The sequence below is a fragment of the Proteus hauseri ATCC 700826 genome (genome assembly GCF_001654965.1).
Taxonomy (GTDB): Bacteria; Pseudomonadota; Gammaproteobacteria; order Enterobacterales; family Enterobacteriaceae; genus Proteus; species Proteus hauseri.
This window is the reverse complement of sequence record NZ_LXEV01000033.1, coordinates 1-25,733: the sequence shown is the minus strand read 5'-3', so window position 1 is coordinate 25,733 and position 25,733 is coordinate 1. Positions and strand designations below refer to the sequence as shown.

General features: G+C 39.7%; 23 protein-coding genes. 16 read left to right on the top strand and 7 right to left on the bottom strand.

Going from position 1 to position 25,733, the window contains the following annotated elements; translation table 11 throughout:
• The first annotated feature begins 104 nt into the window (after window positions 1-104).
• The 14 genes from ispC to tilS all read left to right on the top strand — a co-directional run bounded on the left by ispC (window position 105) and on the right by tilS (window position 17,700).
• Entirely contained in the window at window positions 105-1,298 is a 1,194-nt protein-coding gene (gene ispC / locus M997_RS15250; protein ID WP_064720968.1) for a 1-deoxy-D-xylulose-5-phosphate reductoisomerase, read from the top strand.
• 282 nt (window positions 1,299-1,580) lie between these two features.
• A complete protein-coding gene (gene uppS / locus M997_RS15245) occupies window positions 1,581-2,282 on the top strand; it encodes a polyprenyl diphosphate synthase (RefSeq protein ID WP_239994702.1) in 702 nt (233 codons plus the stop codon).
• Window position 2,283: 1 nt separating this feature from the next.
• Window positions 2,284-3,147 carry a phosphatidate cytidylyltransferase gene (gene cdsA, locus M997_RS15240; protein WP_064720966.1) on the top strand — a complete coding sequence of 288 codons (864 nt, stop codon included), beginning with the start codon at window positions 2,284-2,286 and terminating at the stop codon, window positions 3,145-3,147.
• Window positions 3,148-3,156: 9 nt separating this feature from the next.
• On the top strand, window positions 3,157-4,509 hold the full coding sequence (gene rseP, locus M997_RS15235) for a sigma E protease regulator RseP (RefSeq protein ID WP_064720965.1): 1,353 nt from the start codon (window positions 3,157-3,159) through the stop codon (window positions 4,507-4,509).
• A gap of 39 nt (window positions 4,510-4,548) precedes the next feature.
• A complete protein-coding gene (bamA, locus tag M997_RS15230) occupies window positions 4,549-6,942 on the top strand; it encodes an outer membrane protein assembly factor BamA (RefSeq protein WP_064720964.1) in 2,394 nt (797 codons plus the stop codon).
• Between the two features lie 85 nt (window positions 6,943-7,027).
• Complete coding sequence (locus M997_RS15225; protein ID WP_064720963.1) at window positions 7,028-7,525, top strand: OmpH family outer membrane protein; 498 nt, start codon at window positions 7,028-7,030, stop codon at window positions 7,523-7,525.
• Between the two features lie 3 nt (window positions 7,526-7,528).
• Entirely contained in the window at window positions 7,529-8,557 is a 1,029-nt protein-coding gene (lpxD, locus tag M997_RS15220) for a UDP-3-O-(3-hydroxymyristoyl)glucosamine N-acyltransferase (RefSeq protein WP_064720962.1), read from the top strand.
• A gap of 124 nt (window positions 8,558-8,681) precedes the next feature.
• The gene (fabZ, locus tag M997_RS15215; RefSeq protein WP_064720961.1) at window positions 8,682-9,134 is read left to right on the top strand and encodes a 3-hydroxyacyl-ACP dehydratase FabZ; all 453 of its coding nucleotides are present in this window, start codon (window positions 8,682-8,684) and stop codon (window positions 9,132-9,134) included.
• 3 nt (window positions 9,135-9,137) lie between these two features.
• Window positions 9,138-9,941 carry an acyl-ACP--UDP-N-acetylglucosamine O-acyltransferase gene (lpxA, locus tag M997_RS15210; protein ID WP_064720960.1) on the top strand — a complete coding sequence of 268 codons (804 nt, stop codon included), beginning with the start codon at window positions 9,138-9,140 and terminating at the stop codon, window positions 9,939-9,941.
• 7 nt (window positions 9,942-9,948) lie between these two features.
• Complete coding sequence (lpxB, locus tag M997_RS15205; protein WP_064720959.1) at window positions 9,949-11,118, top strand: lipid-A-disaccharide synthase; 1,170 nt, start codon at window positions 9,949-9,951, stop codon at window positions 11,116-11,118.
• Between the two features lie 2 nt (window positions 11,119-11,120).
• On the top strand, window positions 11,121-11,711 hold the full coding sequence (gene rnhB / locus M997_RS15200) for a ribonuclease HII (RefSeq protein WP_064720958.1): 591 nt from the start codon (window positions 11,121-11,123) through the stop codon (window positions 11,709-11,711).
• 22 nt (window positions 11,712-11,733) lie between these two features.
• Entirely contained in the window at window positions 11,734-15,216 is a 3,483-nt protein-coding gene (dnaE, locus tag M997_RS15195) for a DNA polymerase III subunit alpha (RefSeq protein ID WP_064720957.1), read from the top strand.
• A gap of 12 nt (window positions 15,217-15,228) precedes the next feature.
• Entirely contained in the window at window positions 15,229-16,188 is a 960-nt protein-coding gene (accA, locus tag M997_RS15190) for an acetyl-CoA carboxylase carboxyl transferase subunit alpha (protein ID WP_064720956.1), read from the top strand.
• 171 nt (window positions 16,189-16,359) lie between these two features.
• Window positions 16,360-17,700 carry a tRNA lysidine(34) synthetase TilS gene (gene tilS, locus M997_RS15185; RefSeq protein ID WP_064720955.1) on the top strand — a complete coding sequence of 447 codons (1,341 nt, stop codon included), beginning with the start codon at window positions 16,360-16,362 and terminating at the stop codon, window positions 17,698-17,700.
• Between the two features lie 32 nt (window positions 17,701-17,732).
• Here the strand turns inward: tilS and rof are convergent, their stop codons facing one another.
• A complete protein-coding gene (rof, locus tag M997_RS15180; RefSeq protein ID WP_064720954.1) occupies window positions 17,733-17,993 on the bottom strand; it encodes a Rho-binding antiterminator in 261 nt (86 codons plus the stop codon).
• A gap of 261 nt (window positions 17,994-18,254) precedes the next feature.
• Here rof and nlpE point away from each other — a divergent pair, with 261 nt between their 5' ends.
• A complete protein-coding gene (gene nlpE, locus M997_RS15175) occupies window positions 18,255-18,929 on the top strand; it encodes an envelope stress response activation lipoprotein NlpE (protein ID WP_082918457.1) in 675 nt (224 codons plus the stop codon).
• A gap of 103 nt (window positions 18,930-19,032) precedes the next feature.
• Here nlpE and proS read toward each other — a convergent pair whose 3' ends face one another.
• The 6 genes from proS to metN form a co-directional block, all read right to left on the bottom strand.
• Window positions 19,033-20,748, bottom strand: coding sequence for a proline--tRNA ligase (gene proS, locus M997_RS15170; protein WP_064720952.1), 1,716 nt, complete (start codon window positions 20,746-20,748; stop codon window positions 19,033-19,035).
• 225 nt (window positions 20,749-20,973) lie between these two features.
• On the bottom strand, window positions 20,974-21,681 hold the full coding sequence (tsaA, locus tag M997_RS15165; protein ID WP_064720951.1) for a tRNA (N6-threonylcarbamoyladenosine(37)-N6)-methyltransferase TrmO: 708 nt from the start codon (window positions 21,679-21,681) through the stop codon (window positions 20,974-20,976).
• Window positions 21,678-22,088 (bottom strand): Rcs stress response system protein RcsF, encoded by a 411-nt coding sequence (gene rcsF / locus M997_RS15160; protein ID WP_082918456.1) that lies wholly within the window; start codon window positions 22,086-22,088, stop codon window positions 21,678-21,680. The genes tsaA and rcsF overlap by 4 nt, the downstream gene beginning before the upstream one ends.
• A 134-nt stretch (window positions 22,089-22,222) precedes the next feature.
• Window positions 22,223-23,038, bottom strand: coding sequence for a MetQ/NlpA family lipoprotein (locus M997_RS15155; protein ID WP_064720950.1), 816 nt, complete (start codon window positions 23,036-23,038; stop codon window positions 22,223-22,225).
• A gap of 66 nt (window positions 23,039-23,104) precedes the next feature.
• On the bottom strand, window positions 23,105-23,758 hold the full coding sequence (locus M997_RS15150; protein ID WP_064720949.1) for a methionine ABC transporter permease MetI: 654 nt from the start codon (window positions 23,756-23,758) through the stop codon (window positions 23,105-23,107).
• On the bottom strand, window positions 23,751-24,782 hold the full coding sequence (gene metN / locus M997_RS15145) for a methionine ABC transporter ATP-binding protein MetN (protein ID WP_064720948.1): 1,032 nt from the start codon (window positions 24,780-24,782) through the stop codon (window positions 23,751-23,753). Before metN ends, M997_RS15150 begins: the two co-directional genes overlap by 8 nt.
• Window positions 24,783-24,976: 194 nt before the next feature.
• Here metN and gmhB point away from each other — a divergent pair, with 194 nt between their 5' ends.
• Window positions 24,977-25,543, top strand: coding sequence for a D-glycero-beta-D-manno-heptose 1,7-bisphosphate 7-phosphatase (gmhB, locus tag M997_RS15140; protein WP_064720994.1), 567 nt, complete (start codon window positions 24,977-24,979; stop codon window positions 25,541-25,543).
• Window positions 25,544-25,733 lie beyond the last annotated feature (190 nt).

The following is a 25,733-nucleotide window of genomic DNA, read 5'->3' as shown; positions in this document are numbered from 1 at the left end:
TCACATTATTTAGTAAAGTTCTCATCTTTTGCCCTCTTTTCTCTCTCCATACTGATATAATTCTCTTTAATTAAAACGTTGTAGATATATAGACAGATTAATAAATGAAACAAATAACTATATTAGGCTCAACGGGGTCTATAGGTACAAGTACACTCTCCGTTATTGAAAATAATCCTGAGGAATATCAGGTTCTTGCCCTAGCGGCAGGGAAAAATGAAAAGATAATGGCGCAACAGTGTCTCTCCTTTAATCCTAAATTCGCAGTAATGGCAGATGGAAACAGTGCTAAAAAACTTAAGCAATTATTAGCGAATACATCGTGTAGAACAGAAATTTTATCAGGCAATAATGCAATTAATGAAATTGCTGCATTGGATGAAGCTGATCAAGTTATGTCAGCAATTACTGGTGTTGCAGGTTTAAAACCAACACTTGCAGCAATAGAAAAAGGTAAACGTATTTTATTAGCGAATAAAGAGTCGCTAATTACAAGCGGGCGTCTTTTTTTTGATGCTGTAGCTAAATATGGTGCAAAAGTGTTACCTATTGATAGCGAACATAATGCAATTTATCAAAGCCTGCCAAAAGCCATTCAAGAGAATTTAGGTCATGCTTCTTTAGATACAGAAGGAGTGACCAGTATTTTATTAACAGGTTCCGGTGGTCCTTTTCGCTATACCCCATTAGAAGAGCTTGATGCAATGACGCCAGATCAAGCATGTGCACACCCAAATTGGTCAATGGGACGTAAGATCTCCGTTGATTCAGCAACAATGATGAATAAAGGGTTAGAATATATAGAGGCCCGCTATTTCTTTAATGCGTCAGAAGAAGAAATGGAAGTCATTATTCATCCTCAGTCTGTGATTCATTCAATGGTTCGGTATCGTGACGGTAGTATTATTGCTCAAATTGGTGAACCTGATATGAGAACACCGATTGCTTATTCGATGGCTTATCCACATCGAACACAGTCAGGGGCAAAAGCATTAGATTTTTTTGAGATTCAATCTTTAGAATTTATTCGACCAGACTATCAACGTTACCCTTGTTTGGCACTTGCCATTGAGGCATCGAAAAGAGGCCAAGCTTCAACAACAGTGTTAAATGCTGCTAATGAAGTCGTTGTTGATGCTTTTTTGTGCGAAAAAGTGAAATTTACTGATATTGCTAAAATTAATCGCAAAGTTGTTGAACATTTTGACCTATCAGAGCCTCAAAGTATCGATGATGTTTTAGAAATTGATCAATTGGCAAGGTTAGAAACTAATCAGATCATCGCACAATTTGTATAATGGTGATTATATTTAATATAGGGTGTTTGTTCGTCTTTCTGGCTAATGGTATAGTTGCCAAATCACTAAAGACAATAATGAAAATTAACAGTTCATTACTAAAGCGACCGCTTTAGCAACTTTGAGGCTTTGCCAAAAGCCGTGGATTACACGGTTTTTTTTGTGCATGAGGTATCCGAAGAGGACTGTCTGTATCAGTATCAGATTAGCAAAGGGTTAAATTGAGTGAACTTATCCAGTGACGATTCATCCGCATCAAAACCAAAGCACATAGCTATCATTATGGATGGCAATGGACGCTGGGCTAAAAAGCAAGGGAAACTCCGAGTAACGGGGCATCGCGCGGGAATTAAAGCAGTTAGAGATGCAGTTAGCTTTTCCGTAAAACATAAAATTCAATCACTGACGCTGTATGCGTTTAGTAGTGAAAACTGGAATAGGCCAGAACAGGAAGTTAGTTCTCTAATGGAATTATTTGTGTTTGCTTTAGACAATGAAGTAAAAAGCTTACATAAACACAACGTTAAACTCACGGTAATTGGCGATATCAGCCGTTTTAGCCGTCGCTTACAAGATAGAATCAAAAGCTCTGTTGCATTGACGGCAGGTAATACAGGATTAAATTTAAATATTGCAGCTAACTATGGCGGTCGATGGGATATTACTCAAAGTGTACAAATATTAGCGACATCCCTCGCAAAAGGGGAAATTAGTGTCGAAGATATTAATGAAAAGTCGATATCTTCACACCTTTGTTTGCATAATCAGCCTGATGTTGACTTGGTTATTCGTACAGGTGGTGAACACCGTATAAGCAATTTTCTTATTTGGCAGATTGCTTATGCTGAGCTCTATTTTACGCAGGTTCTATGGCCTGATTTTGATGAAAAAGTTTTTCAGAATGCACTCGATGCTTTTGCTAAACGGGAAAGACGTTTCGGTGGTACTACATCAGAAACAGATACTATAAATCTGGGAGGATAACTTGCTTAAGTATCGTGTCATTACCGCATTAATTTTAATCCCTATTGTTATTGCTGCACTATTTCTTCTTCCTCCAGCAGGTTTTGGATTAGTCATTATTGCTATATCAGGTTTAGCCGGATGGGAGTGGGCTCAGTTTGTGGGCTGGCATTCACAAGGTAAACGCGTAGCTACTGGGATTGGTTTTGCTGCTTTATTGCTCGTTATGCAATTTTCTTTGCCTGATTTTAATCACCTACTTGACACTCCAATGATAAAAAATGGTTTGTGGGCAGGATTAATCTGGTGGATTGCCGCAATATTATTAGTTGTAAGTTATCCGAATTCAGCAAATATGTGGAAAAATTCAGTTTCTATTAAGTTATTGTTCGGTATATTGACGATTGTTCCTTTTTATTGTGGCATGATGGCGTTGCGTATGTTTGGCTATAGCACCAACTCTTATACAGGAGCATGGTGGCTGCTTTATGTCATGTTACTGGTTTGGGCTGCAGATTCAGGTGCTTATGCGTTTGGCCGTTTGATAGGTAAACATAAAATGGCACCTAAAGTATCACCAGGCAAAACTCTAGAGGGATTAGTCGGTGGCTTAATTACAGCAGGTATTGCTTCGTGGTTGTTTACTTATTTTGCTCCAATAACGGAAGTTCCTAACCATTTACTGTTAATTTCAGGTGTTGTGGTTATTGTTTCTGTTTTTGGTGATCTGGCTGAAAGTATGTTTAAACGTGTATCAGGTATTAAAGATAGTAGCCAATTAATTCCGGGGCATGGTGGTGTTCTTGATAGAATTGATAGTTTAACGGCAGCTATTCCAGTATTTGCAGGATTAGTATTCCTAATTTCTTCTGGTTTTATACTATAAAGGTAAGTAATGGGTATCCTTTGGAATCTGGCCGCATTTATTATCGTTCTTGGTATTTTGATTACGGTACATGAGTTTGGGCATTTTTGGGTGGCAAGACGTTGCGGTATCTATGTAGAGCGTTTCTCTATTGGTTTTGGCAAAGCAATTTGGCGAAAAACAGATAAGCACGGCACTGAATTTGTTGTCGCATGGATACCTTTAGGTGGCTATGTAAAAATGTTAGATGAGCGGGTAGGTGAAGTTACACCTGAACGTCGCCATCTTGCCTTTAATAATAAAACTGTAGGTCAAAGAGCCGCCGTTATTGCAGCGGGGCCAATTGCTAATTTTCTATTAGCGATAGTCGCTTATTGGATTGTATTTATGATAGGCGTTCCTGCTTTAAAACCTGTTATTGCAGATATTCGTCCCGACTCTATCGCAGAACAAGCGAAATTAATGCCGGGAATGGAACTAAAATCCGTTGCAGGTATCGAAACGCCTGATCAGAATGCAGTTCGTTTAGCATTAGTCAGTAAAATCGGTGCAAAAGAAGTTTCTTTTATTGTATTCGACCCTAACTCTCAAATGGAGAGTGAGAATATACTGAATTTACAACAATGGCGCTTTGATCCTGAAAAGCAAGATCCTATTGCGTCACTAGGCATAATGCCTGTTGGTGCGCGGTTAGATTCAAAAATTATTGAGGTAACGGTGGACTCTGCTGCTGAAAAAGCAGGTTTACAAGCAGGGGATCGTATCGTTAAAGTCGATGGTCAGCCAATTGATAACTGGCATCCATTTACTTATTTTGTGCGTCAAAGCCCAAATAAAACGCTAGAACTTACAGTTGATCGTAATGGTTCTATGTTGGCATTAGCAATAACGCCTACAGCTATAGCGCTTAAAGATGGAACCCAAGTGGGACAAGTGGGTGCTCAATTACAAATACTGCCACCAGATGAGCAATATTTGATAATGCAGCAATACAACCCATTTTCAGCGCTATACGAAGCATCTGATAAAACGTGGCAGTTAATGGGGTTAACTGTCAAAATGATTGGCAAGTTAGTGGTGGGTGATGTCAAATTGACTAACCTCAGTGGACCGGTTTCCATTGCGAAAGGTGCAGGAATGTCCGCTGATTCTGGTTTTGTTTATTATTTGATGTTTATTGCTCTTATCAGTGTCAATCTGGGGATCATTAACTTGTTTCCCCTGCCTGTCTTAGATGGCGGGCACCTGCTTTTCCTGGTTATCGAAAAGATAAAGGGAGGGCCGGTATCTGAGCGTGTACAAGATTTCTGTTATCGCATTGGTATTATGGCATTGATGCTGTTAATGGGACTTGCACTTTTCAATGATTTCTCTCGCTTATAATTGGTAAGCAGAGACCGGTTAGGAAAACACAAAACAACGATGGCGATGAAAAAGTTGCTTATAGCGTCGCTGCTGCTGGGCAGCGCCACTGCATACGGTTCAGACGGATTCGTAGTTCAGGACATTCAATTTGAAGGTCTTCAACGCGTCGCCGTTGGTGCAGCATTACTGAACATGCCTGTCCGAGTCGGAGATTCGGTTGGTGATGATGATATCAGTCGAACTATCCGTTCATTATTTGCAACGGGTAACTTTGATGATGTTCGAGTTCTGCGTGACGGAAATACCCTGATTGTTCAAGTTAAAGAGCGCCCAACGATTGCCAGCATTACCTTTTCTGGTAATAAAGCAGTGAAAGAAGAGATGCTCACACAAAACCTTGAAGCTTCCAATATTCGTATCGGTGAAACTCTTGACCGTACTATGTTGGCAAATATTGAAAAAGGGCTTGAAGATTTCTATTACAGCGTTGGTAAATATAATGCGACCGTAAAAGTTGTTGTTACGCCACTTCCGCGTAACCGTGTTGACTTAAAACTGGTGTTTGCTGAGGGTGTATCAGCAACAATTCAGCAAATCAACATTGTTGGTAATAAAGCTTTTACAACCGCTGAGCTCGTTAATCGTTTTCAATTGCGTGATGATGTGCCTTGGTGGAACTTAGCTGCTGATGAAAAATATCAGAAGCAAAAGTTAGCGGGTGACTTAGAGACCTTAAGAAGTTTTTATCTTGACCGTGGTTATGCGCGTTTTGATATTGAATCAACTAATGTCAGCTTAACGCCGGATAAAAAAGGTATTTATATTACGATTAACCTGAAAGAAGGTGAAAAATATACCGTAGAAAATACCGAAGTAAATGGTAATACGGCAGGATACACTAAACAAATTCAGGATCTTATCGAAATAGCACCGGGGTCACTCTATAACGGTGCTCAGGTCACTAAAACAGAAAATGATATTAAAAATCTGTTGGGTCGTTATGGATATGCTTATCCACGAGTAATGACTAACCCTGAAATAAATGATGAAAATAAAACGGTTAAATTGCATGTTAATGTTGATGCCGGTAACCGTTTTTATGTACGCCAAATTCGCTTTGCGGGTAATGACATCACAAAAGATGATGTTTTACGTCGTGAAATGCGTCAAATGGAAGGTGCATGGTTAGGAAGTGATTTAGTTGAACAAGGTAAAGAGCGTTTAAATCGTTTAGGTTACTTTGAAAACGTTGAAACAGAAACTCAACGTATTCCGGGGTCGCCAGATCAGGTTGACCTTGTTTATCGTGTAAAAGAACGTAATACCGGTTCATTAAACTTTGGTGTCGGTTTTGGTACTGAAAGTGGTGTTAGCTTCCAAGTTGGTGTCACTCAAGATAACTGGCTTGGTACAGGTAACGCAGTAGCAATTAATGCGAGTAAAAATGATTACTCCACTTATGCTGAATTGTCTGTGACTGATCCATACTTCACTGTTAATGGTGTGAGTTTAGGCGGACGTATTTTCTATAACGACTTCCGCGCTAATGATGCAGATTTATCAGGCTATACTAATAAATCTTATGGTGTCGATGGTAGTTTAGGCTTTCCAATAAATGAGTATAACTCTGCTCGCCTTGGTTTAGGTTATACTCATAATGGTCTGTCACGTATGGAACCTCAGGTTGCTATGTGGCGTTACCTTGAAAGCATGGGTCAAAATCCCGATTTTGAAGGCCGTGAATCATTTAATGCGGATGACTATACTGTTAGCTTAGGTTGGACATTTAATAATTTAAACCGTGGTTTCTTCCCAACTTCAGGTGCGAAGAGTAATCTAAGCGGCCGTATTACTATTCCAGGCTCAGATAACAAATATTACAAAGTAACGTGGGATGGCTCCGCTTACTATCCAATCAACGAAAAAGAAACATGGGTCACCTTAGTTCGCGGACGCCTAGGTTACGGTGATGGATTAGGCGGTAAAGAATTACCATTCTATGAAAACTTTTATGCGGGTGGTTCAGGTACTGTTCGTGGTTTCCGCTCAAATAATATCGGCCCTAAAGCGGTTTATTTAGATAAAGATGGCAAGCCAAAACCAGGTGAGCCATCTAGTGATGCTATCGGTGGTAATGCAATGGCAGTTGCTAGCTTTGAGCTAATTACGCCAACACCATTTATTGATGATAAATATTCTTCATCAGTGAGAACCTCACTATTTGTTGATGCAGGTACAGTATGGGATACCAAGTGGAGTAGCACTAACTCAGCTTGGACTGCAGGTATGCCTGATTACAGTAGAGCAAGTGATATCCGTGTTTCGACAGGTGTTGCGTTACAATGGTTATCGCCATTAGGTCCATTAGTTTTCTCTTATGCGAGACCGATAAAAGATTACGAAGGCGATAAATCAGAGCAGTTCCAATTTAATATTGGTAGAACGTGGTAGCGATGTAAGTAAAGTTGATGCCTTATTCATCTAAATGAAAAGGCATCCAAATTCTGACAAAATATTAGGTTTTAAGGAGTATATCGTGAAAAAATTGTTATGTGCCGCTGCCTTAGGAATGGCATTGACGATGTCAGCAGGTGTTCAAGCCGCAGATAATGTTGCTGTTGTGAATATCGGTCAAGTTCTCCAACAAATTCCTAACCGAGATGCGGTAGAGAAACAATTGGAAAATGAGTTCAAATCGCGAGACACCGAATTACAAAATTTAGGTAAAGCACTGCAAACTGCAGTTGAAAAATATCAGAAAGACGCACCGACAATGAATGCAACACAACGTGCAAATACAGAGAAAGATCTGGTTGCTAAACGTGAAGCTTACGCACAAAAAGCGCAAGCTTTTGAGCAAGATTTTAGTCGTCGCCAAGCTGAAGAACGTAACAAAATCATGAAACGTGTATTAGATGCGGTTGATGCTGTTGCGAAAAAAGAAGGCTATGATGTTGTTTTAGATGCTAATACTGTTCCTTATTTTGCAGATGGTAAAGATATTACTGCTCAGGTTCAAAAACAGGTTAAATAATAGATGTCTTCAATTCGATTAGCTTCGCTTGCGCAGCAGTTGAATGCACAGTTACACGGCGATGGTGATATTACCATCGCCGGTCTTGCTTCAATGAGCCTAGCAAATAGTGAACAAATTACATTTCTTTCCGATAGCCGTTATCGTGAAAAATTAACTGAGTGTAAGGCAGCCGCGGTTGTTTTAACTGAGGCGGATCTTCCTTTTTGCCCAGTCGCGGCACTTGTTGTAAAAAATCCTTATCTTGCCTACGCACAAATGGCTCAGATAATGGATACAACACCAAGCCCAGCGCAAGATATTCATCCAACGGCTGTCATTTCGCCTGAGGCTAAATTAGGTCAGAATGTTTCAGTTGGTGCAAATGCTGTGATTGAATCAGGCGTTGAACTGGGTGATAACGTTGTGATTGGCGCAGGATGTTTTGTTGGTAAAAAAGCATGTATCGGTGATAATAGTCGTTTATGGGCAAATGTATCTATTTATCATGAAGTTATTATTGGTAAAGATTGCTTAATTCAATCTGGTACTGTAATTGGTTCGGATGGTTTTGGTTATGCCAATGAGCGCGGTAACTGGATTAAAATCCCACAACTTGGTTCTGTTGTGATTGGTGATCGTGTTGAAATTGGTGCATGTACAACTATCGACCGTGGCGCATTAGATAACACAGTTATTGGTAATGGTGTTATCATTGATAACCAGTGCCAAATCGCACATAACGTCATTATTGGTGACAATACCGCAGTTGCGGGTGGTGTCATTATGGCGGGCAGCCTGAAAATAGGGCGCTACTGTATGATTGGTGGAGCAAGTGTTATCAATGGTCATATGGAAATCTGTGATAAAGTAACGGTAACAGGAATGGGTATGGTAATGCGTCCTATCACTGAGCCGGGTGTTTATTCATCAGGTATCCCGTTACAACCTAACAAAGCATGGCGTAAAACCGCAGCACTTGTGTTGCGAATTGATGAAATGCAAAAAAGGCTAAAGTCGCTAGAACGTCAAGTAGAAAGTAGCGATAAGTAACAAAACATGTCGTCAGACTATTGTTACCCATTTTGCGACCTGCGAGTTAACTCACTTTTTGAGTCACAGCAGGTCGTGTCATTATTAATTAGACTCAGTTTTATTAGACAGGAAGAGTATTGCAATGAGTGAGAATCATACTCTGCAAATCGAAGAAATTTTAGATTTACTTCCACACCGTTACCCATTCTTATTGGTTGATCGTGTCCTTGATTTTGAAGAAGGGAAATTTCTAAGAGCAGTAAAAAATGTATCTTTTAATGAGCCTTTCTTTCAAGGTCACTTTCCGGGTAAACCTATTTTTCCTGGCGTGTTGATTTTAGAAGCGATGGCACAGGCAACAGGTATTTTAGCATTTAAAAGTGTAGGTAAACTGGAGCCCGTTGAACTTTACTATTTTGCTGCTATTGATGGTGCTCGCTTTAAACGTCCTGTCTTACCTGGTGATCAGATGATCCTAGAAGTTGAATTCATTAAAGAACGCCGTGGTGTTGCACGCTTTAAAGGCGTCGCTAAAGTCGATGGAGAAATTGCTTGCGAAGCTGAGATGATGTGTGCTCGCCGCCGTGAGGTTTAGCCTATGATAGATAAATCCGCAGTAATTCACCCTTCTTCAATTGTTGAAGAGGGTGCGGTAATTGGTGCTAATGTTCGCATTGGCCCTTTTTGCGTTATTGGTGGCAATGTTGAGATTGGTGAAGGTAGCGATATTAAATCTCACGTTGTTATTAATGGGCATACCCGTATTGGTCGTGATAATCAAATTTATCAGTTTGCCTCGATAGGTGAAGCTAATCAGGATCTGAAATATCGTGGTGAACCGACCGAAGTGATTATTGGTGATCGCAACCTTATTCGTGAAAGTGTGACAATTCATCGTGGCACGACACAAGGTGGCAACTTAACCAAGATTGGTAATGACAATTTACTGATGATCAATACACATGTCGCTCATGACTGTATTATTGGTGATCGTTGTATCATTGCGAATAATGGCACCCTTGGCGGACATGTCACTTTAGGGGATTTCGTTATTATTGGTGGCATGAGTGCGGTTCATCAATTTTGCCAAATTGGTTCCCATGTAATGGTTGGCGGATGTTCAGGGGTTGCACAAGATGTTCCTCCTTTTGTTATTGCACAAGGAAACCATGCAACACCTTATGGACTAAATATCGAAGGATTAAAACGTCGAGGTTTTGCTAAGGAAGATCTTCACGCTATTCGTAATGCTTACAAAATACTTTATCGTAATGGTAAAACGCTGGAAGAAGCACGTGAAGAAATTGGACAATTGGTTGCGGATAATAATAACCCGTATGTCAAAATGTTCAGTGATTTTCTTGAGCACTCAGCACAATCCAACCGTGGCATTATTCGCTAATTAGGATATGACCTTGTCAGGCCAACCATCTATTGATCAGCGTCCGTTAGTTATCGGCTTAGTAGCTGGTGAAACGTCCGGTGATATCCTGGGCGCGGGTTTAATCCGCGCTCTTAAACTCAAACATCCTAATATCCGCTTTGTTGGTGTAGCTGGTCCTCTTATGCAAGCTGAAGGTTGTGAAGCTTGGTACGAGATGGAGGAGCTCGCGGTTATGGGGATCGTCGAAGTTTTAGAACGTTTACCCAGATTACTTAAGATCAGAAAAGATCTTACTCAGCGGTTTTCAGAACTTAAACCCGACGTTTTTGTTGGAATTGATGCCCCAGACTTTAATATCACCCTTGAAGGGCGTTTAAAGCAAAAAGGGATTAAAACAATTCATTATGTCAGCCCTTCTGTATGGGCTTGGCGTCAAAAACGCGTTTTCAAAATTGGTAAAGCTACGGATTTAGTGTTGGCTTTTCTTCCTTTTGAAAAAGCGTTTTACGATAAATATCAGGTTCCTTGTCGGTTTATTGGTCACACAATGGCAGATGCTATTGCACTTAATCCAGACAAGAATGCAGCTAGAGAGCATCTAGGTATTGCTGAAAATGTTACCTGTTTAGCATTATTACCAGGAAGTCGTCATGCTGAAGTAGAAATGTTGAGTGCTGATTTTATAAAAACAGCAAAATTACTAAAACAACATATTCCTGCACTACATATTTTAGTACCGCTGGTAAATGCAAAACGCCGAGCTCAGTTTGAACAAATTCATCAAGCTGTTGCTCCTGAGCTTGATATTCAGTTGTTAGATGGTCAAGCGAGAGAAGCAATGACTGCCAGTGATGCGACTTTACTTGCATCAGGCACCGCAGCTTTAGAATGTATGCTAACAAAATGTCCAATGGTTGTAGGCTATCGTATGAAACCTTTTACTTTTTGGTTAGCAAAAAAATTAGTTAAAACGCCTTATGTCTCTTTGCCTAATTTATTGGCAGGACGAGAAATTATAAAAGAGTTATTGCAAGAAGATTGCAAGCCAGAGGCGTTAGCAGAACAACTTTTGCCCCTTTTAACTGACAACGAAAAAGTGCAGCAATTAAAAGAGACATTTTTACAGCTACATTCAGCTATTCGTTGTAATGCTGATGAGCAAGCAGCGAACGCAGTATTAGAATTGGCAGGTTAATAATGGAATTTGTATATCCAAAAGCAAATTGTATCGCTGGTGTTGATGAAGTTGGCCGTGGGCCTTTAGTCGGCGCAGTTGTAACAGCAGCAGTAATTTTAGATCCCGCTAATCCAATAGAAGGATTAAATGACTCTAAAAAGCTGACGGAAAAGAAACGTAATGCGCTTTATGATGAAATAAAAGAAAAAGCATTGTGCTGGGCAATTGGGCGAGCGGAACCTGAAGAAATTGATCAACTTAATATTCTTTGGGCAACAATGAAGGCGATGGAGCGTGCTGTTGCTGGATTATCATTAACACCAGATATGGTGTTAGTGGACGGTAATCGTTGTCCAACATTACCGATGGCATCTCAAGCCGTAATAAAAGGCGATAGTCTTGTGCAAGAAATAAGTGCAGCATCGATTTTGGCTAAAGTCACTCGTGATAGAGAAATGGAAGCGTTAGATACACTTTATCCTGAATATGGTTTTGCTAAACATAAAGGCTATCCAACGGCTTTTCATATGGAAAAACTGGCTTTATTAGGTGCAACACCTTATCACCGAAAAAGTTTTGCTCCTGTAAAACGCGCCTTAAACTTAGAGTAACCCACAGAGTAATTAAAGAATTATGGCAGATCCTCGTTTTATCCATCTTAGGGTTCACAGCGATTATTCAATGATCGATGGATTGGCAAAAACTGGGCCTCTTGTGAAGAAAGTGGCTTCGCTGGGAATGCCTGCTTTTGCGATTACTGATTTTACTAACTTATGTGGGTTAGTGAAATTTTATGGCGCAGCTCACGGTGCAGGTGTTAAACCTATAGTGGGTGCTGATGTTTATCTTGAAACTGAACTATTAGGTGATGAGTATGCTCACCTAACTATTCTTGCACGTAATAATGTTGGCTATCAAAATCTTACGTTACTTATTTCTGAAGCTTATAAACATGGCTATGGCGCTGCCGGCCCTGTTATTAAACAAGAATGGCTAACAACCTATAAAGAAGGGTTGTTGCTAATCTCTGGCGGCAGAATGGGGGATGTTGGTAAATTTTTACTTCGTGGTAATCGTCCATTAGTTGACCAATGTCTTGAATATTATCAAACGCATTTCCCTGATAGTTATTATCTAGAGTTGATCCGTACAGGTCGTCCTGATGAAGAAGCTTATCTTCATCAGGCGGTTGCTTTAGCTGCTGAAACGGGGCTTCCTGTTGTTGCAACAAATGAGGTCTGCTTTCTTGACGCGGGGGATTTTGATGCTCATGAAATTCGCGTCGCTATTCATGATGGTTTTACACTTTCGGATCCCAAGCGTCCCAAAAATTACAGCCCACAGCAATATATGCGCACAGAAGAAGAAATGTGTGAGCTGTTTGCTGATATTCCTGAAGCATTAGAAAACAGCGTTGAAATTGCCAAACGTTGTAATGTCACAATTAGGTTAGGTGAATACTTTCTTCCTCAATTTCCAACAGGGGATATGAGTACAGAAGATTTCTTAGTTAAGAAATCAAAAGAAGGGTTAGAAGAACGTTTAGCTTTTCTTTTTCCGGATCCAGAAGAACGCAAAAAGAAACGTCCTGAATATGATGAACGTCTCGATATAGAATTAAAAGTTATTAACCAAATGGGATTTCCGGGTTACTTCCTTATCGTGATGGAGTTTATTCAGTGGTCCAAGGATAATGGCGTACCTGTAGGGCCAGGTCGTGGTTCTGGTGCAGGTTCGCTGGTGGCCTATTCGTTAAAAATTACTGACCTTGATCCATTAGAATTTGACTTACTCTTTGAACGTTTTCTTAACCCTGAACGTGTTTCCATGCCCGATTTCGACGTCGACTTCTGTATGGAAAAACGCGACCGAGTTATCGACCATGTTGCTGAAATGTATGGTCGTGATGCAGTATCTCAGATCATTACCTTCGGTACGATGGCGGCAAAAGCGGTTATTCGTGATGTAGGACGTGTATTAGGACATCCTTACGGTTTTGTCGATAGAATTTCAAAGCTTGTTCCGCCAGACCCAGGTATGACGTTAGAAAAAGCGTTTGAAGCCGAGCCACAATTACCTGAAATTTATAACGCTGATGAAGAGGTGAAAGCCCTTATCGATATGGCGCGTAAATTAGAAGGGGTAACGCGAAATGCAGGAAAACATGCGGGCGGTGTGGTCATTGCTCCGACTAAAATTACCGATTTCGCGCCACTTTATTGTGATGCGGAAGGAAACAACCCAGTTACCCAATTTGATAAGAATGATGTCGAATATGCAGGGCTGGTGAAGTTTGACTTTTTGGGCTTACGGACACTAACAATTATTAACTGGGCATTAGAAATGATTAATGCCCGGCGCGCAAAAAAAGAGCTTGAACCTGTAGATATTGCAGCGATCCCCCTCACAGATCAACGCAGTTTTGATATGTTACAGCGCTCTGAAACTACAGCGGTATTCCAGTTGGAATCCCGTGGTATGAAAGACTTAATTAAACGTCTACGCCCTGACTGTTTTGAAGATATGATAGCCCTTGTTGCATTGTTTAGGCCTGGGCCTTTGCAATCAGGAATGGTTGATAACTTTATCGACCGTAAACATGGTGTTGAAGAAATTTCTTACCCTGATGTGAAATGGCAACATGAGAGTCTGCAACCAGTTTTAGAGCCTACCTATGGTGTTATTTTGTATCAAGAACAGGTTATGCAAATAGCCCAAGTATTGGCTGGATACACACTGGGTGGCGCAGATATGTTACGACGCGCCATGGGTAAGAAAAAACCTGAAGAAATGGCAAAACAGCGCTCTGTTTTTGAAGAGGGTGCGATTAAAAATGGCGTCGATGGCGAATTAGCCATGAGGATCTTTGACCTTGTGGAGAAATTCGCAGGTTATGGATTTAACAAATCTCACTCTGCCGCTTATGCTCTGGTTTCTTATCAAACACTATGGCTAAAAACACACTATCCAGCAGAATTTATGGCAGCAGTAATGACTGCTGATATGGATAACACTGAAAAAGTCGTTGGATTAGTGGATGAATGCTGGCGTATGGGCTTAAAAGTTTTACCGCCAGATATCAATAGTGGTCTTTATCATTTTCACGTTAATGATGAAGGTGAAATAGTTTATGGTATTGGTGCAATAAAAGGTGTTGGCGAAGGGCCAATTGAAGCTATTGTTGAGGCGCGTCAGCAAGGTGGTCATTTTAAAGATATCTTTGATTTAAGTGCCAGAACAGAAACGAAAAAATTAAATCGCCGTGTCATGGAAAAACTGATCATGGCTGGTGCATTTGATAAACTTGGCCCTCATCGTGCTGCATTAATGTCTTCATTAGAAGATGCGCTAAAAGCGGCAGATCAACATGCTAAAGCCGAAGCTATAGGGCAATCGGATATGTTTGGTGTGTTAGCTGAAGCACCAGAGCAAGTTGAGCGCTCTTATGCTAATGTGCCTAAGTGGCCAGAGCAGGTTGTTTTAGAGGGTGAAAGAGAAACACTTGGTTTATATTTAACGGGTCATCCCATCACTCGTTATTTAAAAGAAATTGAACGATACGCGGCTGGGACGCGTCTAAAAGATCTGACACCGACTCCTCGTGGCCAAATGGTTAAAGTTGCTGGTTTAGTCTTGGCATCTAAAGTCTTTACCACTAAACGAGGTAATCGAATTGGGGTATGTACCCTTGATGATCGTTCTGGTCGGCTTGAAATTATGTTATTTTCCGATGCATTGGATAAATACCAACATTTATTGGAAAAAGATCGAATTTTAATTGCTACCGGGCAGGTCAGCTTTGATGATTTCAACGGTGGGCTTAAAATGACTGTCCGTGAGCTTATGGATATAAGCGAAGCCCGTGAAAAATATGCAAGAGGGCTTGCTATATCGTTGTCGGACAGGCAAATTAATGAGCAATTATTAAATCGTCTTCGCGGCGTTTTAGAGCCACATCGTTCAGGCACGATACCGGTTCATCTTTATTTTCAAAAGCACGATGCCTGCGCCCGCCTACGATTCGGTGCGACATGGCGTATAACGCCAACGGATATGCTTTTGACCGATCTGCGAACTCTGCTGGGTAATGAGCAGGTGGAATTAGAATTTGACTAGAATAGGAATGTTATGAGTCTTAATTTTCTGGATTTTGAACAGCCAATTGCCGAGTTAGAAGCGAAAATTGATTCGCTGACCGCAGTTAGCCAACATGATGAAAAAATTGATATTAATATTGATGAAGAAGTCTCGCGCCTAAGAGAAAAAAGCCTAGAGCTAACACGTAAGATTTTCTCTGATCTTGGATCATGGCAAGTTGCACAACTTGCTCGTCATCCATTAAGACCTTATACACTGGACTATATTCATCGTATTTTTACTGACTTCCAAGAATTAGCTGGCGACCGTGCTTATGCTGATGATAAAGCGATAGTGGGTGGTATTGCTCGTTTAGATGGTCGTCCTATTATGGTTATTGGGCACCAAAAAGGGCGCGAAACCAAAGAAAAAATTCGTCGTAACTTTGGTATGCCTGCACCAGAAGGCTACCGTAAAGCACTGCGTTTAATGGAAATGGCACAACGTTTTAATCTGCCAATTATCACTTTCATTGATACTCCAGGTGCTTATCCTGGTGTAGGTGCAGAAGAACGTGGACAATCTGAAGCTATTGCTCGTAATTTAAGAGAGATGTCACGCCTTGGTGTGCCAATTATCTGTACTGTTATTGGCGAAGGTGGTTCTGGTGGCGCATTAGCTATTGGTGTCGGTGATAAAGTTAATATGCTGCAATACAGTACTTATTCTGTTATCTCACCAGAAGGTTGTGCTTCAATTCTTTGGAAAAGTGCAGATAAAGCACCTTTAGCTGCAGAAGCGATGGGAATTACTGCGAATCGCTTAAAAGAGCTAAAACTTATTGATAACGTTATTGCGGAACCTTTAGGTGGTGCACATCGTAATTACGATGAAATTGCAACTTCACTAAAAGCGCAAATTAAAGCTGATTTAGAAGAGTTAGATGCATTTGAATCAGAAGAATTAAAAAACCGCCGTTACCAACGTTTAATGGAATACGGTTACTGTTAATTTTTATAACAGCAATTTAGGTTTAATGATTAAGAAAGCAGAATAATAACTATTCTGCTTTTTTTTGTGTTTTCTTTTTTGTTTTAATTATCAATATGTTTTGTGTTAGTGCAAAAGCGAGGCAAAAGACTTAACATAATCACCAGAATTTTACTGATAAATGATAATGCTATGGCACTGAGTTCTAATCCTATCCTTAATGAAATTAAACAACAAATGGGTCATCACTCGGCAATTTTAGTCGGTTTTAGTGGTGGTGTTGATTCAACGGTTTTATTACAAGGGCTCGTTCGTTTACGCGATGAATACCAGTTACCCTTAGAGTTAACTGCTATTTACGTACATCACGGATTAAATGCTAAAGCAGATGATTGGCTAAAACATTGTGAACAGTTTTGCCAACAGTGGAATGTTGCCTTTATCAGTGAAAGAGTGCAGGTTGAAAGTAAAAGCGCAGGCATTGAAAGTGGTGCGCGAGAGGCTCGTTATCAGGCTTATCGAAAACATCTACAACCACAACAAGTCCTAGTTACGGCACAACATCAAGATGATCAAGCTGAAACCTTTTTTCTGGCATTAAAACGAGGAAGTGGGCCCGCGGGACTTTCATCTATGCCCGCTAAGATGCCATTTGAGCATAGTTACTTGCTTCGCCCATTATTAAATATCACGCGTAAGCAAGTTGAAGACTATGCAAATCAGCAAAATTTACATTGGATTGAAGACGATAGTAATCAAGATGATCGCTATGACCGTAATTTTTTACGCTTACATATCATGCCACTATTAACTCAACGGTGGGATCACTTCTCTCAAGCTGTCACCCGTAGTGCCGCACTTTGTGGTGAGCAAGAAGCACTGTTAGACGAATTACTTGATTCAGAGCTTAATTTATTAATGGACAAGCAAAATAGCGTTGATATCGATGCTCTTGCAATGTGCAGTACAATAAAACGTAATGCTTTATTAAGACGTTGGTTTGCTTATTTAAACAAAGCGATGCCTTCAAGGGAACAGATTTTACGTTTGTGGGAAGAAGTAGCCTTAGCCAAAGAAGGTGCTGAACCTAGGTTACGCTTTATTGAGGATGAAGTGCGCCGTTATAAGAAACGGCTTTATCTTATTCCTATCATCAATGAACCAATAGATAAAGTTATTGAATGGTCATTACCTCAGCCATTAGTTTTACCTGAAGCTTTAGGGGTGTTAATTGTTCATTCAGCAGTAGCACAAGGCCAAGAAATGGTGATCCGAGCACCTTATAACACGGAGAAGGTCACCGTTCGTTTTGGTCTTACTCAGCCATCTTTGCGTATTGTTGGCAGAGAACTCCCAAGACATAGCAAAAAAATCTGGCAAGAATTGGGTATTGCACCTTGGCGTAGAACTCGTATCCCATTGATTTATTTCAATGATACATTAATTGCAGCGGTTAATACTTTTGTTACTCTTGAGGGAAAAGCAACATTAGAACAGAACATTATTATCGAGTGGCAAGAGACTTATCAGTAAACAACCGCCTTTGGGCGGTTGTTTACTCGCGATTACTCTGATTTTATAACCACAGTCCCAATTTCGGGATTAGAAAAACTGGCGATAATATCCAGTCGTAAATCTTTAGAACCGTCAGGGGTCTTTATTTTCAGATACTCGACCTTTTTGCTTAAGAAAAGATCATCTGCAATACCATCAATAAGTTCACCACTATGTAACTCAATGTGGAGATGCATTCCATGCTGGCAAGCTAACTCCAAATTTTCATAGTCATCACAGTTAATTGGTTGATATTCTGTATTTGTTGACATATTCCCTCACCACTCGTTCGTGGCGGTATTGCCGCCAGTGAATAATTCAGAATAAAATCATTATGCTGTTATTCGATGTGAGCACAATAGATATTGTAATAATTTTCTGAAATAGTTCTTAATGAGAGGTTATTTGAGAAATAACTATCAAAGGAGGGTGCATTTATCTTAAAGCTAGTTTTATTAGCCCTTTTTGTTATAAAAAATGCTAGAATCATAAACAGAATGAGTAATTATAAAGTACCCAGAATGAGGGAGTAAATGATGGGGAAAAAACTTTTATGTGCAGCAATTGCTGCTGGGTTATTTGTATTATCAGGTTGCCAAAATAATATTGGCTTATCACTTGATGGTAAGATTGTTGATCAAACATACAATAGTATTTTACCTTGTGCCGATTGCTCTGGTATCGACACAACAATCCTTGTAAATCAAGATGGCTCTTATGTTATGGAGCAGCGTTACCAAGGTTCTGCTGATGATAAAGGTAGTTTTTTTGAATCAGGCACTTGGGCGTTAAGTAAAGATAAGCTGGCATTAACCAATAGTTATGGTGAAAAAAGTTATTATCTTCCTAAAGAAGATAAATTGGTGATGCTAGATATCGATGGTAATGTTATTAATTCAGAATTAAATTATTCACTCGTTAAAGTTCAACCTCGAAAATTATCGGGTGAGTTTACGTATTTAGCTGACGCTGGAACATTTAAAGATTGCCAATCTGGACGCGTTTATGCGGCTCAAGGTTTAACTTTAGAAACAGGTTACTTCTCAACAGGTGTTGAGGGTGGAACGCCAGTTTATCTTGAAGTGGATGGTTATTATAGCATTCGTCCATCAATGGAAGATGGACGCTTTGATCCTGCATTAGTTGTTACTGGAGAGACTCGCTTTAATCGTCATGGTTCTTGTGCTAGTCATCGTGGTAGGGGCTAATACGAAAGGTTCTTTTGATAAGCTATTATCATAAAGTATAAAAAAACCCGCTAATGCGGGTTTTTTGTTATTAGTTTGCTTCTCAAAAGAGGCGCTTTATTTATTAAGCTAATTGCTCTTTGATAAAAGCAACAACGTCATCAACATTAACTAATGATTTATCATCACTGCGACGGGCTTTATATTCGATTTGATTATTATCGAGGTTGCGATCACCAATAACGATAGTGTGTGGAATACCAATCAATTCCATATCCGCAAACATCACGCCAGGGCGTTCTTTACGATCATCAAACAGAACATCAACACCTTGCGCACGTAACTCGTTGTAAAGTTTGTCAGCGACTTCTTTTACACGATAAGAGCGATGCATATTCATTGGTAAAATAGCAACTTGGAATGGTGCAATGGCATCAGGCCAAATAATACCGCGCTCATCATGGTTTTGTTCAATTGCCGCAGCAACAATACGAGTAACACCGATACCATAGCAACCCATAGTCACAACTTGGTTATGGCCTTCTTCGTTTTGTACTGTTGCTTTTAATGCTTCTGAATATTTTGTGCCAAGTTGGAAGATATGGCCAACTTCAATACCTCGTTTGATAAGCAAAGTACCTTTGCCATCTGGGCTTGGATCACCTTCAACGACATTACGAATGTCAGCAATTTCAGCAACAGGTAAGTCACGTTCCCAGTTAATACCAAAATAGTGTTTACCATCGGTATTTGCACCAGCACCAAAGTCACTCATTACAGAAACCGCGCGATCCATAATAATTGGCATCGGTAAATTAACTGGGCCTAATGAGCCAGGACCTGCATTGACTGCTTGGCGAATTTCAGCTTCTGTTGCAAAAGTTAAAGGTGATGCAACGATGTCACATTTTTCTGCTTTAATTTCATTAAGTTCATGATCACCACGAACAAGTAATGCCACTAAGCTATGACCACTTTCTTTTGTTCCATGAACAATCAGTGTTTTTACTGTTTTTTCTATCGGTAGATTGAATTGTTCAACTAACTCAGCAATAGTTTTTGCATTTGGCGTATCGACTAAACGCATTTCTTCTGTTGCCGCAGCGCGAGGTGTTGCTGGCATTACTGCTTCTGCAAGCTCGATATTAGCTGCATAGTCAGAACCTGTAGAGAAGACGATATCGTCTTCACCACTATCTGCTAATACTTGGAATTCGTGTGATGCGTTACCACCGATAGAACCTGTGTCTGCAAGTACTGGACGGAAATCAAGACCAATACGAGTAAAGATTTTGCTATAGGCTTCGTACATTCTGTCGTAAGTCTCTTGTAAAGACTCTTGAGAGATATGAAAAGAGTATGCATCTTTCATAATAAATTCACGAGAACGCATAACACCAAAACGAGGGCGTACTTCATCACGGAATTTAGTTTGAATTTGGTACAGATTGAGTGGAAGTTGTTTGTAAGAGGTGATTTCGTTACGAACGATATCAGTCACAACTTCTTCATGTGTTGGACCTAAAACAAAAGGGCGCTCGCCTCTGTCAGCAAAACGTAGCAATTCAGGGCCATATTGTTCCCAGCGACCACTTTCTAGCCATAAATCTGCGGGTTGAACAACAGGCATTGAAATTTCAAGCGATCCCGCGTTATCCATCTCTTCACGAACAATTTTTTCAATTTTTCGTAGAACACGAACACCGGTTGGCATCCAGTCATAAAGACCAGACGCAAGTTTACGGATCATGCCTGCGCGAAGCATAAGTTGATGGCTGACAATTTCTGCATCAGCAGGCGTCTCTTTTAAAGTAGAGAGCAAATAGTGGCTAGTACGCATTATTAGGTTCCATTAGAACAAAAATACTTAGGCTGACTGTCACGCCAGTCTACATCAATATAAATAGGGAAAGACTTTAGTCTACCAGTGACTTAAGTCTGCCAAAAGGGGCAAAGCGTTTTTTTCAATCTGATTTGTTCAAAGACAATAGAAGAACTACCAGAGTTTATAAAAAAATAAGCATTGATAATTCATCATAGCATTGTATATGACTGTTAGAGCAAATTATCGTGGTTCAATGCTCACTACAAGCGTTTGTTGCCCATTAACTTGCCAGCGAATATTAAACTCAAGTAAATGTGCTGCATATACTCTATCACTTTGTTCCCCTTTTTTATAAGCAGGACGAGGATCTTGCTGTAAAACTTGGGTAATAAAGCGAGAAAGATTAGGATATTCGTTAGCATAATGTTGCAGTTGTTCTGATGCTTGTTGAGAAAAGAAAACGGCCATTTCATCATCAGGCGCATATTGAGCAAAACCCGCAATTGCATCAGGATGAGATTCAGCAAAAGGAAGATAAGGCTTTATATCAATAATGGGTGTGCCGTCGATAAGATCTAGGCTACCTAATTCTAAAATAACCGATTGATTATCTATTTTTACTTTTTTCAGTTCAACTAACGACATACCAATAGGATTAGGGCGAAAAGTAGAGCGAGTAGCGAATACACCCATTTTTGCATTTCCTCCTAATCGCGGAGGTCTAACTAAAGGATGCCATCCATGTTGTGCTGTTTGGTGAAAGATAAACAGTAGCCACAAATGACTAAATTGCTCTAAACCCCTTACTGCATCGGGATTATTATATGGAGAGTGAAAAATAAGCTGACCACCGCCATCCTGAATTAAACCAGGTTGGCGTGGTACGGCAAATTTCTCTTTATAAGGGCTAACAATATGCCCTATAGGTGTAATTTGAAGGGAATTCATTGGGTAATTAATAGTGCTGTGCCTTCGCAAATCGCTGATTGATAACAACCTAACCCCGTTACAATCTGGCATTCATGTAATAAAACGGCATTGGCATTTTTATAAGCTGCTTTTGTTGCCATTCTTTTTTTCGCAATAGGCAAGCTGGCGGGTGGGTCTTGTAATGTTTGTCGACAAGACTCACCAGAAACAATACCCAGATCTTTAAAAGGCGCACCTAAAAGATCTTCTGTTTTCTCAACAACACGAACAGGAGAAACAGTTTTCTCTTTTGGTTTTTGTGGTTGGCCGGGTTTATTTAAACGCATATCCGTAAATTTAGACTGATCAACATCAGATGAATTTTTGACTGAACAGCCTGTCATAAACAGCGCTATGATGCCAATAAGTAGCAAGCGCATGTGCATGGGTTACATCCTCTTTATTATTTATTGTCTATACAAAAATTAAACGACTCTAATTTAATGCAAATTATCCAAGTAAAAAAGAGAAAGGCGAACAAATGTCCGCCTTTTTTATTATTAAGTTAGATAATGAATAATTACCAACCTTTTACAGCACCACCATTAAAGATTTTATTTGCGGCACTATCCACATCATCTGATTGATATGCTTGAATAAATTTCTTCACATTCTCTGAATCTTTATTATCTTCACGAGCAACAATAATATTTACGTAAGGAGAGTCTTTATCCTCAACAAAAATACCATCTTTTGCTGGTGTTAAGTTTACTTGACTCGCGTAGGTTGTATTTATCACGGCTAAGTAGATTTTTTGGTCATCTAAAGATCGTGGTAATTGTGGTGCTTCTAATTCAACTAATTTCAGATTTTTTGGGTTTTCAGTTATATCGAGGACTGTTGGTAATAACCCGACACCTTCTTTTAATTTAATTAAACCTACTTTTTCTAACAATAATAATGAACGACCTAAGTTAGTCGGATCGTTAGGGATAGCAACTTGTGCGCCCTCGGGTAAATCAGCTAAATCAGTAATTTTTTTAGAATAACCTGCAATAGGGTAAATAAAAGTATTACCTACAGCAGTAATCTTATAATTACGATCTTTGATTTGTTGATCTAAATAAGGCTTATGTTGAAATGCGTTAATATCGATATCGCCACGGCTTAGTGACTCATTTGGCATCACAAAGTCATTAAAAGTAACGAGCTCAACATCAAGACCATATTTATCTTTAGCAACTTGTTTGGCAACTTCAGCTACTTGTTGTTCTGAACCTGAAATAACGCCGACACGAATATGGTTCGGATCTTTGTCTTTTTCACCACAACCAGCTAATGCCAGTGCGCCAACTAATGCACTTACCACTGCAAGCGATTTGAATTTTAATGACATACATTTACCCTTATTTGATCCGTTTATATAAAAGGCTCTATAGATGATATAAAGCCTTTAATGCTTTTATTTATGAGTTGTAAGCTTAACTAAATGATTACCAATAAACTGAATGATAAAAACAAGAATAACGAGTAGAACAATTACTGTATTCATTACTGTTGCATTATAGCCAACATAACCATACTGATAACCAATCTGCCCTAAACCGCCAGCACCGACAGCACCCCCCATTGCTGAGTAACCCACTAATGTAATTAGTGTGATGGTTGCCGCGTTAATTAAGCCAGGTAAAGATTCTGGTAATAAAACCTTTTTAATAATCTGCATTGGTGTTGCACCCATAGAGCGAGATGCTTCAATCAATCCATTTGGAATTTCTAGTAAGGTATTTTCTACCATACGAGCAATAAAAGGTGCCGCACCTACAGTTAAAGGAACAATAGCAGCTTGTAAGCCAATGGATGTACCTACTACCATACGAGTAAATGGGATCATCCATACGAGTAAGATAATAAAAGGAATTGCCCTAAACACATTGACCAATGCTGAAATAGTCCGATAGGTCGATGAACTTGTCATTATTTGCTCAGGACGCGTAACATATAGCAATACGCCTAACGGTAATCCAATAACAAAACCGAAAAAGCCAGAGACGAAGGTCATGACTAAGGTTTCCCAGATCCCACCAATTAATAAATAAATCATTCCTTCAGACATAACCGAGAACCTCTACTTTCACATGATGCTCTTCTAAAAATGCAATAGATTTTTCAGTGTTACCATTTTTACCGTGTAATTCAGCTAACATAACGCCAAATTTAACACCACCTGCATAATCCATTTGAGAACTTAAAATATTGATATCTGCATCAAAACGACGGGCGACAATAGACATCAATGGGGCATCAACCGATTGACCATTAAATTCAAGTTTCAATAATGGGAACAAACCTTCTTCCCACTCGGGTTTCATGCGTTCTTGATAATCTTCAGGAATATCCAATTGTAATGTTGATTGAATAAATGCCTGAGAAACGGGTGTTTTAGGGTGAGAGAACACTTGGCTCACCGCATCACTTTCTACTAATTCACCACCACTAATGACTGCCACTTGATCACAAATACGTTTTACTACATCCATTTCGTGAGTGATCAGTAAAATAGTTAATCCTAAACGGCGATTAATATCTTTTAATAATTCTAAAATAGAACGTGTTGTTGCAGGGTCTAATGCGCTGGTGGCTTCATCACATAATAGAACATTGGGTGAGTTAGCCAGTGCGCGTGCAATTGCAACACGTTGCTTTTGTCCACCAGATAGATTGGCTGGGTAATAATCTTTTTTATCAGATAGGCCAACTAATTCTAGCAGTTCATCTACACGCTTTGTAATATTGGCACGTGGCGTGTTATCAAGTTCTAAAGGTAAGGCTACATTATCAAATACTGTTCTTGAAGAAAGTAAGTTGAAATGCTGAAAAATCATGCCAATACCGCGGCGAGCTTTTGTTAATTCTTTATCAGACAGCTTTGTTAGGTCACGCCCATCAACAAGAACTTCTCCTGAAGTTGGTTTTTCTAACATATTCACACAACGTATAAGTGTACTTTTACCCGCTCCTGACGATCCGATAACACCAAAAATCTGCCCTTGGGGCACATGCAGGTTAATATTTGATAACGCTTGTATTGAACGCGTTCCCTGCTTAAATACTTTGTTTATATTCGTCAGTTTAATCATGTTGTTCTTTATATAAGTAGAATATGGACATAAAGACTATTCTGCCCGAGTTAAAATAGATGTTAAGGCGTCTAGACGGCTAAGTCAATAAAAAACAACTCCTGACTAATAAAGAAAGAAAGGCATGGATTCCATTCTCTATATAAGAGAAAACATGCGATACTAACAACAAATATCTGAATGGAGTAATGCTGGTGAGTAATGGGATTTCTGCGATTTTTCTTGATCGCGATGGAACAATTAATATAGACCACGGTTATGTATCTGAAATTGATAACTTTGAGTTTATTGATGGTGTCATTGAAGCAATGGCGGAACTAAAAGCAATGGGCTATGCCTTGGTTTTAGTGACTAACCAGTCAGGAATTGGTCGTGGTTATTATAGTGAAGATCAATTTTTACATCTTACAGAGTGGATGGATTGGTCCTTAGCAGATAGAGGCGTTGATTTAGATGGTATCTATTATTGCCCTCATCATCCAGATGCGAGTGTTGCTGAATATAAACAAGTCTGCGATTGTCGCAAACCAGCGATGGGGATGTTTATGGATGCAAAAGCACAATTAAACATCGATATGGCTTCTTCTTATATGGTTGGTGATAAAAAAGAAGATATGTTGGCGGCAAAATCTGCGGGAGTGGGTAATAAAGTTCTTGTTCGTACAGGAAAAGAGATCACTGAAGAGGCACAAATGTGTGCAGATTTTATCCTAGATAGCTTGGCTGACTTGCCAAAATGGATAAAAAGCCACAAAAAATAGGCACTTCGTTTAATTTACCAACAAACGAACATTTTTTTTAAAAAAACTATTGCCAGCCTCAGAAAACTCCCTATAATGCGTCCTCGTTGTCACGGAACAGGGCGCTAAGCGAACTGACTGAGAGAACAAAAAATAAAGTGAAAAGCCTTATAAAATAACGCTTGACACTGAATGAGGAAGATGTAGAATG